The 13,350-nt window shown below is 50.4% G+C and carries 13 protein-coding genes; 12 read left to right on the top strand and 1 reads right to left on the bottom strand.

Going from position 1 to position 13,350, the window contains the following annotated elements; genetic code table 11:
• Positions 1-17: 17 nt before the first annotated feature.
• Positions 18-644: a TIGR04282 family arsenosugar biosynthesis glycosyltransferase gene (locus KKH67_04435; protein MBU1318426.1), complete on the bottom strand. Its 627-nt coding sequence runs from the start codon at positions 642-644 to the stop codon at positions 18-20.
• 208 nt (positions 645-852) lie between these two features.
• Between KKH67_04435 and KKH67_04430 the strand changes: the two genes are divergently transcribed.
• The 12 genes from KKH67_04430 to KKH67_04375 all read left to right on the top strand — a co-directional run bounded on the left by KKH67_04430 (position 853) and on the right by KKH67_04375 (position 13,025).
• On the top strand, positions 853-2,844 hold the full coding sequence (locus KKH67_04430) for a S9 family peptidase (protein MBU1318425.1): 1,992 nt from the start codon (positions 853-855) through the stop codon (positions 2,842-2,844).
• A 220-nt stretch (positions 2,845-3,064) separates the two neighbouring features.
• Positions 3,065-4,789, top strand: coding sequence for a Flp pilus assembly complex ATPase component TadA (gene tadA, locus KKH67_04425; GenBank protein ID MBU1318424.1), 1,725 nt, complete (start codon positions 3,065-3,067; stop codon positions 4,787-4,789).
• Positions 4,767-5,984: a type II secretion system F family protein gene (locus KKH67_04420; protein MBU1318423.1), complete on the top strand. Its 1,218-nt coding sequence runs from the start codon at positions 4,767-4,769 to the stop codon at positions 5,982-5,984. Before tadA ends, KKH67_04420 begins: the two co-directional genes overlap by 23 nt.
• A 69-nt stretch (positions 5,985-6,053) precedes the next feature.
• Entirely contained in the window at positions 6,054-6,482 is a 429-nt protein-coding gene (locus KKH67_04415) for a prepilin-type N-terminal cleavage/methylation domain-containing protein (GenBank protein MBU1318422.1), read from the top strand.
• A complete protein-coding gene (locus tag KKH67_04410) occupies positions 6,472-6,945 on the top strand; it encodes a prepilin-type N-terminal cleavage/methylation domain-containing protein (GenBank protein MBU1318421.1) in 474 nt (157 codons plus the stop codon). The genes KKH67_04415 and KKH67_04410 overlap by 11 nt, the downstream gene beginning before the upstream one ends.
• Before the next feature lie 12 nt (positions 6,946-6,957).
• Positions 6,958-8,109, top strand: coding sequence for a prepilin-type N-terminal cleavage/methylation domain-containing protein (locus KKH67_04405; GenBank protein MBU1318420.1), 1,152 nt, complete (start codon positions 6,958-6,960; stop codon positions 8,107-8,109).
• Between the two features lies 1 nt (position 8,110).
• On the top strand, positions 8,111-9,736 hold the full coding sequence (locus KKH67_04400; GenBank protein MBU1318419.1) for a hypothetical protein: 1,626 nt from the start codon (positions 8,111-8,113) through the stop codon (positions 9,734-9,736).
• Between the two features lie 2 nt (positions 9,737-9,738).
• Positions 9,739-10,308, top strand: a complete 570-nt coding sequence (locus KKH67_04395) for a hypothetical protein (GenBank protein ID MBU1318418.1) — start codon at positions 9,739-9,741, stop codon at positions 10,306-10,308.
• On the top strand, positions 10,305-10,760 hold the full coding sequence (locus tag KKH67_04390) for a hypothetical protein (protein ID MBU1318417.1): 456 nt from the start codon (positions 10,305-10,307) through the stop codon (positions 10,758-10,760). Before KKH67_04395 ends, KKH67_04390 begins: the two co-directional genes overlap by 4 nt.
• Positions 10,761-10,762: 2 nt before the next feature.
• Positions 10,763-12,043 (top strand): hypothetical protein, encoded by a 1,281-nt coding sequence (locus KKH67_04385; protein MBU1318416.1) that lies wholly within the window; start codon positions 10,763-10,765, stop codon positions 12,041-12,043.
• A gap of 162 nt (positions 12,044-12,205) precedes the next feature.
• On the top strand, positions 12,206-12,799 hold the full coding sequence (locus KKH67_04380; protein MBU1318415.1) for a sigma-70 family RNA polymerase sigma factor: 594 nt from the start codon (positions 12,206-12,208) through the stop codon (positions 12,797-12,799).
• Positions 12,771-13,025: a zf-HC2 domain-containing protein gene (locus KKH67_04375; GenBank protein MBU1318414.1), complete on the top strand. Its 255-nt coding sequence runs from the start codon at positions 12,771-12,773 to the stop codon at positions 13,023-13,025. The genes KKH67_04380 and KKH67_04375 overlap by 29 nt, the downstream gene beginning before the upstream one ends.
• Positions 13,026-13,350: the final 325 nt, after the last annotated feature.

Here is a 13,350-nt window from a genome sequence, read left to right as displayed (position 1 = left end):
AGAATGTCGCCGCCGTATTACAGGATCGTCGAGAATCGATCCTTGAAGTAGTTGAGATCGTCGATTGTATCCAGGTCCCGCAACTCCGGCAAAAGCCCCACGTTCAGCTTTTTCTTGCCGGCAGTTTCCATAGTCGCGTTAAGGACATCGTTTGATCTCCAGTCGATATTGAAAAAGAGATCGGGTACGACCTTTCGCATCCCTATCAAATAATACCCGCCGTTGACGCACGGCCCAAGTACGAGGTCGTGCGAGCCGAGCAGATTGTTGGCATCTTTGATAATATCTGCCGTCAGTTCCGGTGCATCCGAACCGATCAGCATAGCCTTTCTTGCGCCTTCCTGCTCAATCAGCGTCGAAAGAGCGGTGGCCATCCTTTCACCCAGATCTTCACCATCCTGACGGAAGTACCTGTCGAACCCAGGATATTGCCCGGAGAAATTCTCGATCAAACCGCCTGCTCCGATGAATGCCGCCCGCAGGAATTCGCTGCTGTCCAACGAGCAGGTGACATTGACTGCACCTTGCAGAAGCATTGTGAAGACTTCGAGCGACTTCTCATCTCCTATATGTGCTGCAAGCCGGGCTTTAACTTTGCCGAGCAGAGGATATTTCGTCATGAGACCCACGGAGGAACTGAGCATAACTTTCTCCTGATGAAAGGACAGCAAAATAGCTGAATCCAAAGGCAAATGTAATAAGAAATGGAATGGAAGGCAAGTGCCGATCAGAGCTGTCTGCTGAATCTCCCCGTTCCGGTACAGGCATGTTTTGGATTCATTTGTTGCTTTTGGTGATCCAAATTAGTAGCATTGTCGACGGGAATGCACTCATGAACAGGAGTATGTCGATATGAAAAATCCGAAAGTGATGGCCGAGGATATTCAGAAGCTTAAGTTTATCGGATCCGTTGTTCTCTCCCCGGATGAATCGAAAGTAATGTTCACCGTTTCAACCGTATCGGAGGACAAGAAGAAATACTACTCGCACATATACATGGTGAATGTCGACGGGAGTGACCAGAGACAGTATACGTTCGGCGAGGTATCTGATTCGTCGCCCATGTTCACTCCGGACGGTAAATGGATAGTATTTGTGTCCAAACGGGGTGAGAAAAAAGGTATCTACAAAATGCCGACACATGGAGGCGAGGCAGAACTCCTCATCGATTCCGATGGTTCATATTCACATCTCAGCTTCTCACCCGATGGCAAGAAGATATTATGCGTGTTCACAAAGGCTGACGATGTCCCTAAGGACAAGAATGGAAAGAAAGAGGAACCGGTGTTTCGTCATGTTACCCGCCTGTTCTACAAGCTCGACAACAGTGGCTTTCTCCCCAGGGATCGAGGCCACGTGTATGTCTTCGATATGGAAACCGGCGAAGGGCGACGTATCGTCAACATGAAGAATGGTGAGAGAGCGCCGGTCTGGTTCCCCAGCGGGAGGCAGATCGCATTTGTATCGAATATTCAGCGCGATGCCGATGCGCATGCACTGCGTGATGACATATTCGTAGTGAATCTCGCCGGAGGCAAGCCTCGTAAGCTGTCAAAACCGAGCGGTCCTGTGGAAGCGCTGTCGGTTTCGCCCGATGGCAAGTTTCTGGCATTCATCGGTCATGACGAGCCGGAAGATGCATGGGGTGTCGCGAATAACCATGTGTGGAAATTGCCGGTGGCCGGTGGTACCGCAGTTGATATAACGCCGAAACTTGATCGGCAGGCGGTTGATCTGACGATTTCGGATATGTCGGAATCGCATGCCCTTCTGAGTCCGCACTGGTCACCGGATGGCCGGCAGATACATTTCATGGTCTCTGAATCGGGCGCAACGCAAATTTACAGAGTCACCGCTTCAGGGCGAAATATGGGTAAGGTGATCGGTGGCAAGCGTCACGTGTCCGGGGCATCATTCGGAGCGAGCAACAAGTCAGTAGCGTTGGTAATCTCTAATTCGGCAACCCCTGCGGAGATATATATATCGGGAACTGGATTGGATGAGAATCCCACACGGTTGACATCGATCAGTATGGAATCAACCGGGAATCTCGATATCCAGAAGCCGAAAGAAGTCATTGTTCGCGGTCATGATGGTTACCCGATACATGGCTGGATTCTTACACCTCCCGGATTCTTCCCGAAGAGAAAGTACCCGTCGATCATGCAGATTCATGGTGGACCACGCGTGCAATACGGCTACACGTTCTTCCACGAGATGCAGTTCCTGGCTGCTCAGGGATATGTTGTATACTACTGCAATCCTCGTGGTGGTCAGGGTTATGGTCGCGCGCACGCCGAGTGTGTTGTCAACGGTTGGGGGGGTGTCGATTACGAAGACTGCATGTCTATGGCGCACTACATGGCAAGCCAGAAGTATATCGACTCGCGGAAGATGGGGGTGACCGGTGGTAGCTATGGCGGCTATATGACTAACTGGATCGTTGGTCATACGAATATGTTCAAGGCTGCTGTCACGCAGCGGTCGGTCACGAATTTCATATCGATGTACGGATCGTCAGACATCGGATTTGATCTTCCCCGCGAAATTTCGGGATCACCGTACGCCAACACCGATAGCTGGTGGGAGATGTCACCGATCAAGCATGTGCGAAATATCAAGACGCCGCTGCTCATTATCCACTCTGAGAATGATCTCCGCTGCCCGATTGAGCAGGGGGAGCAGATGTATATCGCTCTGCGCAAGTTGAATCGCAAAGTCGAGATGGTGCGATTCCCCGGCGAACCGCATGGTTTGTCGCGATGCGGTCGCCCGGACCGTAGGGTCGCGCGCCTCGAGTGGATCCTCAAGTGGTTTGATAAGTACTTGAAGGGGAAGAAGTAGGTATCGTCTGATGTGCCGTCAGGATCCCTGACGGCGCATAACCTGCAATGTCGAATCCGCAAGGTATTCGACCTGCAAATCTGCGTATTCTTACCCAATTAGCTGCTTAACAATAAGGTATTCAACCAACTGTCCGATAAGATTAGTGTTGGCGGGGCATTCCCTCTGGTGGGGCAATTATGTGTTGTATACAGACATATCCGTCAGCATGGAGTCTTGAATGAATCAACGAATCGGCGACATCCTGATTGAAAAGGGCGTCATTACAGAGGAAATCCTTCAGCAGACACTCACTATCCAGACAAAAACCGGCAAGAAGCTTGGTGAAGTGCTCGTTGATGAGAAATTCATTACCGAAAACGATCTCGCGGAGGCGATCTCCGAACGTCTTGGTGTTCCAAAACTATCGCTGGAGAATATCTCAATTGATCCGGATTTGGTCAAACTGATCGGCTACGAAATCGCTAAGAAACCCCGGCTTGTGCCGGTATTCAAGCTCGGTAACACCCTCACTGTCGCAATGGCTGATCCGCTCGATGTGGTCGCTATGGACGAATTGCGATATCTGACCAAGCTTCGTATAAACCGCGTCGTATCAACAAATTCCAGCGTTATGGCAGCGATCGAGGAGCATTATTCGATGAAAGACTCGCTCGATAAAGCTCTCGAAGATGCGATCCGTCAGAAGGAAGCCGACCTGCTGGAGGCAGATCCTGATCAGAGAGACGAAGCCCTCGCGGGAGAGGCACCTGTCATCAAGTATGTCAATCTGCTTGTTGTGCAAGCGATTAAGAATAAGGCGTCTGATATCCATATCGAACCGGACGAGAATAGTGTGAGGGTCCGCTATCGCGTGAGCGGGTTGCTTCGTCAGGAGGGAAGTCCTCCCAAGGCGGTGCAGTCGGCGCTCATAACAAGACTGAAAATCATGGCTGATGTTGATGTTTCCGAGAAACGTGTCCCGCAGGATGGTCGGTTCACATTCAAGTGGGGCAATCAGAAGGTCGATGTTCGTCTCTCGACACTTCCGACGATTCATGGCGAGAAGATAGTGATGCGTCTGCTTGACAGGCGCAACCTGCTGAGTGGAATGGGAAGTCTCGGATTCGATGATAATATGCTGGAGCAGTTCCGGAAAATCGCTCACAAGCCTGAAGGGTTGATTCTGATCTCGGGACCTACCGGTTCGGGCAAGACATCGACGCTCTACGCACTGCTTGATGAGATCAATACCATTGAGAAAAACATTATCACTATTGAAGATCCGGTCGAATACAATCTGCTTGGGATAAACCAGGTACAGACGAACGAAAAGGCGGGACTGACGTTCGCAAGCTGCTTACGTTCTATATTGAGACAGAACCCTGATGTCATCATGGTCGGTGAAATCAGAGATGCGGAAACAGCCGCGATAGCTGTTCGTTCCGCTATGACCGGTCATTTGGTTCTATCGACGATCCATACCAACGACGCCCCCGGAGCTGTGAGCAGACTATTGGATATGGGAGTCGAGGGCTATCTGCTGGCATCGTCACTCCTCGGAGTCCTTGCGCAGAGATTGGTGCGTGTGATCTGCCCGACCTGTACGGTCGAAGATGAGGTTCCTTCGCCGCTTTTGCGCGAACTGGAATTGGGCCCTCATTCTGATGCGAAGTTCTTCCAGGGAGCTGGTTGCGAGGATTGTCATAATACCGGTTACCGGGGCCAGATGGGTGTCTATGAATTCCTCGAGGTCACAGACAGAATCAAAGAAATGATTCTCACCAATGCATCGTCGAGCCGGATCAAAGCTGCTGCGATTGCAGATGGCATGGTCACCTTGCACAATGATGCGCTCAGTAAAGCACTTGAGGGCAGAACGACCTATCGTGAGGTTTTGAGAGTCAGCCAGCGCAACGAAGAAAAGAAGCGGAGTGAAGTAGATGCCAGAACTGTTCAGGTATAGGGTTCGCGATCATTCGGGAGAGCTTGTGACGGGGACGGTCCGCGGCGAAAATGCCCTTGCGGTCGAAACGTACCTTGAATCGCTCGACTTCATTCCGATAAGAGTCTGGCAGCAGCGAGATCATTCATTAGGCAAATTACTGCATCTCGGCGGCAGGAAACCGAGGCGAGAAGATATGATTCTTGTTACCAGGAATCTATCGACTCTTTACCGTGCCGGCATTCCCATATTACGTTCACTCGAGATCATTTCCGAGCAATATGAAGACAACAGCCTCGGTAAGATTCTTCTGGCAATCAGAGATGACATGGAACGCGGTGAACATCTCTCCGACAGTCTGGCCAAGCATCCGATAGTGTTCTCAACCATATATGTATCCAGTGTCAGAGCAGCGGAGGCGTCGGGTAAATTGGATATCGTTCTGGACAAGCTTGCTGAATCGGCTGAGCAGGAGATGGTGACTCGCGAGGAGGTGCGAAAGGCACTGCGATATCCGATCACTGTACTCGGGGCGATAGTAGCCGCATTTGTGGTTCTGACGACTTTTGTTGTTCCGAAATTCGCGCAGTTCTACGGATCGTATGGTACGGACTTGCCGATGCCGACTCAGATATTGATGTTTCTTGGTGATGTGATGTCGCGGCTCTGGTATGTGATATTTCCATGCATGCTCGCTGGTGTGTACGGTATGATCCGCGTTCTAAAACATCCGAAGCTGCAAAGGCCTATTGACTCGATTTTGCTGAAACTTCCGGTTGTCGGAGATATGTTGACCAAGACGGCTCTTTCGCGCTTTTCCCACATTTTATCGGTTCTGATCGCATCCGGCACTCCGCTGATTCAGAGCCTCGAGATTGTGAAGGATGCTGTCGGAAATGCGGTGATAGGTGGCGAAGTAGGCAAATTGAGTGAGGGGATGAGGCAGGGTCGCAGTCTTGCCGAAACAAGACATCAAATGCAGCACTTTCCAAAACTCGCACTATCGCTGATAAATATTGGCTTGGAGTCAGGAACGCTCGATCTGACTCTAAAAGAGATATGTAGATTCTTCGACAGGGAGGTTCAGTACACTTCAAGCAGACTGACCAGTCTCCTTGAACCGTTCATAATAACTATCGTCGCCGTGATGGTGCTCTTCCTTGCGCTGGCGATATTTCTGCCGATGTGGAACTTGATATCTGTGTTCAGACATTGAACATTCAGGACTGAAGATGTCCTGTCGATAATCCGAAGCAGAAGGTATTGCAACATATAGGGAGGTGCTATGTCACGAATCGCGGGCAAGTTAGGGAACAGTGGTTTCACACTGATCGAGCTAGTGATCATTATCGTTGTCCTGGGGATAATTGCAGCAATCGCGGTTCCGAAGTATCAGAATATCGCCATAGAAGCGAAAGAGTCATCCTGCAAGGGTGCTTTAGGTGCTCTGAGAAGTGGTATCAATATCTGGTACGCCAATCAAGCTGCGATGGGCAATACTCCGACCTATCCATCGATCGACTCACTTAGCACAATTGGTGTAGTAATGGAGCAGGCATTGCCGACCAATCCGTATCAGTCAAATGCAGCCGACAGCATTGTGACCGGTGTTACAAAAGCTACGATCGTCGGCACGCGCGGTGGATGGGCATACAAGGCGGCAACTGGTGAAGTCTGGCCCAATACTAATACAGTCGGTGAGAATGTCTGGTAAGAAAGCGAATGCTCTTGATTCTCTGATCTCCGGCTCCAGCGGATTCACGCTGATTGAACTGGTGATAATTATCGCCGTGCTCACGATTTTGGCGGTGTCAGCGATACCGCGGATCGGAAATCTGATCGAGACGTCGAAAATCAATGCTACCGAGTCTGAACTTTCGGAATTGAAGAGAGCCATTGTTGGCACTCCGCAGGTTACCGGTGGCAACAATTACACCAGCCGGGGCTTCGAAAACGACGTCGGATTCGTACCGTCCCGCCTGGAAGATCTGGTTGCAAAGCCGGGTTCTGTATCTGTATACAACAGGATCACCGGCATGGGATGGAATGGTCCGTACATTGACAGCACTGATGGTGAGTATCTTCGGGACGCTTGGGACTCCGTATATGTCTATGCGGCCGCAGGAAGAACCATCACCAGTGCCGGCTCGGGGGCAAGTATATCGGTAAGTTTTTGATTTATGGAAGTTATGAAAAACAGAAATGGGTTCACGCTGATGGAGCTAATTGCCGTGATTGTCATTCTCGGCATTGTGGCATCCGTGGCGATGAGGACCATAGACAAGTCGCTGGACAATGCTCGGTTCGATAATACGCGCATTGAGATGGACCAGCTTGTGTACGCTATTTCCGGCAATCCCGATTTATTCGCAAATGGAATGCGAACTGATTTCGGATATGTCGGAGATGTCGGAGCGATGCCGTCGAGCCTTAATGATTTGGTGACCGACCCAGGCTATTCCACGTGGGATGGTCCTTACGTGTCCAGCGATTTCGCCCAGGCAGCGGATGATTATAAGCGTGATGCGTGGGGAGAACTCTACACCTACAATGTGACGAATATCGAGTCAAGCGGCGGCAGCGGAGGCACTCTGACAAGATCAGTTTGTTCTTCAGTGGCCGACCTGACACAGAACAGTGTGCTGGGTTCGATCACGGATGCCGCTGGGAATCCACCGGGGGACAGCTCTACTCAGTTATCGGTAATTCTGCAGTTTCCCGACGGAGCAGGAGCTCTCAAGGACTCTATCGTCTCGGTCTCCTCCGGCGGTGCATTCTCCTACAGCAATTCTATACCGATAGGCAATCACAAGATCACAGCTGTCTATCTGCCGACTAATGATACGGTTTACACCTATATCTCGGTCCTTCCTAGCGGCGAATCATACGCCAGCCTCAGATTCCCCGGCGCGCTCTGGGCAGCATCATCCGGAGGCGGCGGAGGCGGACCGAGCGGAAATATCACATACGTGAGCGGCTCCGCTAATGTAGACGGAGGTTCGAATCGGAATGTCAATTTCCAGATTACGAACGGTGGTTCGTCGCAGCTCACGATTACATGGCTTATAGCGACATACACTCACTCTCCAACCCCCTACTATGAGCGAGTTCGATGGGGAGGTAGTACGGTGTTTGATTCGAGCAGCCCGAGAGCGGCCAGCGCGGATACTGTGACGTTCAGTTCCCCCAAGACGATTAATGTTGGAGCCACACAGACAGTCCAATTACAGAGATTCCGCGATTCACAGACTGGAGGCGGTTCATGGGTGAATATGGCAAATATCGATTTCACAGTCGAATTCAGTGACGGCTCGGTCGTAACGTTTAACTCAGGTACATGAGATGACAGAGAGTCTCCCGGACATCCTCCCCGCTGAGTCTTCGATAGAACCGACTGTTGATTATAAGGATTTGTCTGTCGGTTTGCCGAGGTCGAATCGCTCGCTTCTTTTGACATTCGAGTTGTGCGAAAACATGGTCTTCTGGACCGCGGTTCGCAGGAAGCAGAAGAAGGGCGAGCATATGTACAGGGGATCAGTCGAACTCGGCTATGAAGATATAGACGAGTTGGCAGTCTGGTTCGAGCATTTCTGGAAAGCGGTCGGCGACAAGAGACACGAGATTCACATTCAAGTATCAGGACCTGAGCTTCAGCAGAGATCGTTCATGATACCGGTTGTTCCGAAGTCCGAGCTGAACGCTGTTGTTCGAAGTGAGGCTAAGAGAGTTTTTCCGCTTGAAATAGACAAAGGGCTCTTTGGCTGGAAAGTGATTGGAAAAGTCGATTGGGCCGGCGGAATGAAATATCATGTCTATTCACTGCTGTTGGGTGAGAACTGGATTCTCTGGCTAACGAAGCTGTTCGGAGAACATCTTCACGGTATTGCACTGGTCACCGCAAACGGCCAGATGTATGAATGCAACTTGAATCACAAGGCCGATAATTTTGCTGCTGAAGACTCTTACCTCACTCGCCTTAAGCTGAATGTAGTCGAGACAGCCTTTTTCCACGAAGGGCGTCTGGAGTTTTATCGCGAGGTACCGGTTGATAGCCTGACCGATGGAGGGACTGTCGGCGACCTTAAGAGGATCGTCGGAATGGAGTCAAATGATGCTTCACCGAATCATGGTCTTGTTAGCAGTGAGCTGAAGACCATAATGCGTGATGCCATCGACTACTACCAAGGTCAGTTCGGACAGCGCTCAATTAAGACGGCATATATCAGCATGCCATCTCACCTTTCAGAGGAGATAGGGAAGTTTGTAACGACAGTAATTGGCGGCAAGGTCGTCGATTTGAGCGAAAGATCGAGTGTCCGGGAATACTGCAGGCGTTTGAAAATAGCAGATGATATCTCCGATTGCTCGCAATGGATGTCTATCTATCCTTGCAGAAAAATCAACTCGTCAATAGTGAACCTCGTGCCCAAATTCATAATGAAGGCCAGGCAGGAGTCTCGCATTTTCAAGTACAGTCTTGTATGGTGTTTGATGGTCCTGCTGTCAGTTGCTGCACTCACCATATTCAAGTACACGAGCATCGTGAGTATTGAGAAACATCTCATTGAACAGCAGTCACTCGTCGAGCACGTAGAATCAGCTCCGGTATTGCAACATCTGTCCGGATTCGAAGCAAAAACGGTCGATTTGCAGGGTCACTTAGCTACGTTAGGCAGCAGTCGCCAATCACGTTTCAGGGCGGCTCTGGTTCTCCTGTCAAGCTTATCGCGTGAGAGTGTCCGGCTGAACACGGTCAATGTCAGCGACCGGGGTACAGGGGGATCGGTTATCGGCTTGACCGGCGAAGTGGTCGGTCCAAATGAAAAGCAAGAGGCAGAACTGTATATGTACGTTTCAGGCCTGAGAGATCATCCGATGGTCGAAGATATCAAGATTGGTAGCAAGAGAACAAGTTCGCAATTAGCTGTCAAGAGGACGCTATTCAGCATGGAGGTTGTAACCAGGTAATTATGCTCAGCAAAAGAATATACATATCGCTGGCAGCTTCGCTGATTCTATTGATCGGCTGGTACTTCATGTTATACCAGAAGCAATCTTCAAAGATGAGCGTACTGAAGAGCGAACAGGAGTCTATCGGCAGCAGGCTCTCTGTTGCAGAAGCTCATCTCAAGCAGGCGGGTGTGATCAAGACTACGATGGAAGAATCCAGCGACAAGTGGGACAGTCTGCGCTGCAGTCTGGTGGGGCCGGATAGTGTGGAATTGATTCTGGGTCATCTGATGCAACTGGCTGCAAGCGAAGAGTTGACCATTCTAAATATGGACATTTCTTTCGATCCGCTATTGGATAAGCTCGATAAGGGCGAAGAGAGCCATCATATCGATAGAATCGATGTCGATATTGCAGGTCGAGGACGTTTCTTTGACGTAGGTGATTTCGTAGCCCTGCTCGAGAAAGATGTCATTGTCGCCGATATCGACAATATTGAGCTGGTATATCAGCAGACAGTCGATCCGGAGATATACTTCGATTTACAGTTGGAGGTTCTCATTGTGCCGGGAAGGGAAACTGTGCTGTGACGGAGAAGAGAAGGAAATATATAGTATATGGAATCCTCGTAGTGGCGGTAATCTGGGGAATTTGGAACAACCCATTCACGGCTGAAAAGAAGAACAAGCCAGGCATGTCCGAACAGGCACCACCACCGAGTGGTCCAGCCGATATGGTAGCGACAATCGCACCGGCAGACATCGGTAGTGTCGGTCTCACCGATACACAGGATTGGAAAGATGACCCATTCGTTCGCAGAAAGGCGCCGCAACGGCAGGGCGCTCAAGTGTCTGAGGCACCGGTGCAATTTAAGTTGTCTGCGATATCGAGTTCGGGTGGTGGTACAATGGCGATAATCGACGGGCAGATTGTGAAACAGGGCGGTGCAATCGACGGCTGGACTGTCGCGAGTATCGATGGCAATTCAGTCTTGCTCAAGAAGGGTTCCGAGAATGTTAAGCTGAACCTGAGACGGAGATAAATATGCTGATTACTGACAGATATTGGTGGCTGGGACTTGTAACTGCGACATGCGTGATAATAGCGTGCTGCTCTGTCCCATTGTATGCAGATCTTAATCGTGGCGATCTGGAGGGTCGGTCTGTGACCTTTGCGGTCGACGATGGCAGAGTAGTCGATATCTTGAAATTGCTGGCCGCTCAGAATGACCTGAATCTTTCGATATCTGATCAGGTTGAGGGCATGGTGACTCTGGCGCTTGTTGATGTTACGCTTGCCGATGCGCTAGATGTCATCACTTCCTCGGTGTCAGCTTCATGGTATATCGCAGGCAATATAGTCGTCGTCAAGCCAATAGAACAAGTCGATCTCCGTGAATTCCAGACAAGACTGTTTCGATTGCAGTATGTCCCTGCCGCAGAGGCGAGACTTGTGGCGGAGCCATTGCTCCCGGAAGGCAGCAAGATGGAGATTCTCTCCAGACAGGGAAGTGGCGAAGGCGGTGGATGGGATGAAGTCCTCGAAGTCTCTACCTACTCCACAGCCCTGAATCGTATCGAGAGATTGATCGAAGAGATCGATCAGCCCCGGCCGCTGGTGGAGATTGAGGTCAAGATTATCGAAACCTCGATTCGCAATGAGAAGAAGCTTGGATTCGACTTTCCCGATAATTACTCTCTCACGCTTGGCAATCTCGAAGATGACAGTGGTGTCGAGGGGGTTGGGACCCGGCCGATCGAGGCTGGAGACTGGAGCTGGGGGCGCATGACTATCGGCGAAGTGACTCTGCTTCTCGATTTGTTGATACAGAACGGCAATTCCGATCTGGTCTCTAATCCGCGAGTGACGACTCTTTCGAATAAACAGGCCGAGATAGAAGTTTCGACCACGATTCCGGTACAGACATTGAATCGGTTTTCCGAAGCCGGTGTGGTTCAGGACATTGTCAGTTTCCAGGACCTGGATGTGACACTAAGTCTGCAGGTGACACCGAGAGTCGGTGCTGACTCCATGATAACGCTCGACGTATCTTCTGTTGTCGAGGAGATCACGGGATACACCGGCCCGTCAGATAATCAACGCCCGATAACATCGAAGCGGTCGGTGACATCATCGGTGACGGTCAAGGCGGGCGAATCGCTCGGACTCGGTGGGCTGATGAAAGAGATCGAACACAAAACTGTCGAGAAACTCCCGTTGCTTGGCTCTATACCGCTGATCGGGAGACTGTTCCAGCATCACTCGACGAGTATCGAGAAAACAGATTTGATTATCCTGATCACGCCGAGGATAATTGCGGATTGATGACCGGCAGAATCTGCCCGTTACAGTAACCCGTTAGGTCCGGCAGTGGCTGCACGCCTGCTGTCCTTCACATACTTCCACATACTTCATTCACGCAATATCACTTTACTGGAAGATTTTCTGAATCATTTTGGTTATATTGACACTCAAATGAATGAGTCAATGCTAGTCAAGAAGGCGCAAGCTGGTGATTTTGATGCCTTCGTGAAGCTCGTGGATGGTTACAAGGGACGAATCTTTGCCCTTGGGCGGAAGATGACCGGAAATGAGCAGGATGCGGAAGATATAGTGCAGGAGACACTGTTGAAAGCTATCGATAATATAGATCAGTTTCGTGGAGATGCTGCATTCGGGAGCTGGCTCTATGCCATTGCGCTCAATCAGGCGAGGCAGTTTCTCGGCAAGCAGAAGCATGTCGACCTGAAGCCGATCGAGGAGTATCTTCCGAGTCGAAATGCCGATGATATGCATGATGCGCACGCCCTTTTCGATTGGAAAGACCCGCATTCGCTGCTTGAAAGCGAGGAGCTGCGCAAGATTATCGATGATGCGATATCTGAGCTGCCTGTCAAGTATCGTGAGGCATTTCTGCTTCGGTACTTTGAGGAATTGTCAGTCAAAGAAGTGGCTGCCATAATAGAGGAGAGCGAAGCCGCGACAAAGTCTCGCATTCTTCGCGCAAGGCTTGCGCTCCGGGACAAACTCACATCTGTATTCGAGGTTCGATATGGGAAAGAGTTGCCGGGATTACATTAAGGGACTGAGCGACTATCTTGATGGCGAAGTAGAACCTGAGCTTTGCGCCGAGATAGAGAAGCATATTGGCGAGTGCCAGAACTGCCGAATAATGATCGATAGTCTAAGACAGACTGTCACCCTCTGTCGCGACGGTCGGTCAGAAAGACTCCCCGAATCGCTCGAGAACAAGTTATCATCCCTTCTGAAAGACCGCTGGAATAAGAAGTTCCCGAAAGAGAAATAGCATCTCGCTTTCAACAACTTCAGGAGTACAGCTCCTGCGAGCACCGATTTCAATCAACATAGAGATTGCCGCGTCGTTTCGCTCCTCGTGATGACGCCGATCTGAAGCTGGGGTGTCGAAACCACGCTCTGCACTACGCGCCTGTTCTGTACGGGCAGGAACCCTGCTCGCTCCAATTGGCTGCCAGTTCCTATGTTATGATTCGGTATTGGTGCAGATAGGTGTTTGAAATCAATGAGGCTACCTTTAGTTTTGGTTAAAAACTGATAGAACCCGTGGTCGCGAAGCGCCACAAACTAACAGGAGGTAGCCTCATGCGCAAGAT

The sequence above is a fragment of the Candidatus Zixiibacteriota bacterium genome (assembly GCA_018820315.1).
Lineage (GTDB): Bacteria > Zixibacteria > MSB-5A5 > JAABVY01 > JAHJOQ01 > JAHJOQ01.
Note: the sequence above shows the minus strand (reverse complement) of the source record. Positions and strands in the feature narration are given on the sequence as shown.

Bases quoted from the DNA above. Each gene is read 5' to 3' on its own strand.
- KKH67_04435 (MBU1318426.1), bottom strand. From the start codon at position 644: ATGCTCAGTTCCTCCGTGGGTCTCATGACGAAATATCCTCTGCTCGGC.
- KKH67_04430 (MBU1318425.1), top strand. From the start codon at position 853: ATGAAAAATCCGAAAGTGATGGCCGAGGATATTCAGAAGCTTAAGTTT.
- tadA (MBU1318424.1), top strand. From the start codon at position 3,065: ATGAATCAACGAATCGGCGACATCCTGATTGAAAAGGGCGTCATTACA.
- KKH67_04420 (MBU1318423.1), top strand. From the start codon at position 4,767: ATGCCAGAACTGTTCAGGTATAGGGTTCGCGATCATTCGGGAGAGCTT.
- KKH67_04415 (MBU1318422.1), top strand. From the start codon at position 6,054: ATGTCACGAATCGCGGGCAAGTTAGGGAACAGTGGTTTCACACTGATC.
- KKH67_04410 (MBU1318421.1), top strand. From the start codon at position 6,472: ATGTCTGGTAAGAAAGCGAATGCTCTTGATTCTCTGATCTCCGGCTCC.
- KKH67_04405 (MBU1318420.1), top strand. From the start codon at position 6,958: ATGAAAAACAGAAATGGGTTCACGCTGATGGAGCTAATTGCCGTGATT.
- KKH67_04400 (MBU1318419.1), top strand. From the start codon at position 8,111: ATGACAGAGAGTCTCCCGGACATCCTCCCCGCTGAGTCTTCGATAGAA.
- KKH67_04395 (MBU1318418.1), top strand. From the start codon at position 9,739: ATGCTCAGCAAAAGAATATACATATCGCTGGCAGCTTCGCTGATTCTA.
- KKH67_04385 (MBU1318416.1), top strand. From the start codon at position 10,763: ATGCTGATTACTGACAGATATTGGTGGCTGGGACTTGTAACTGCGACA.
- KKH67_04380 (MBU1318415.1), top strand. From the start codon at position 12,206: ATGCTAGTCAAGAAGGCGCAAGCTGGTGATTTTGATGCCTTCGTGAAG.
- KKH67_04375 (MBU1318414.1), top strand. From the start codon at position 12,771: ATGGGAAAGAGTTGCCGGGATTACATTAAGGGACTGAGCGACTATCTT.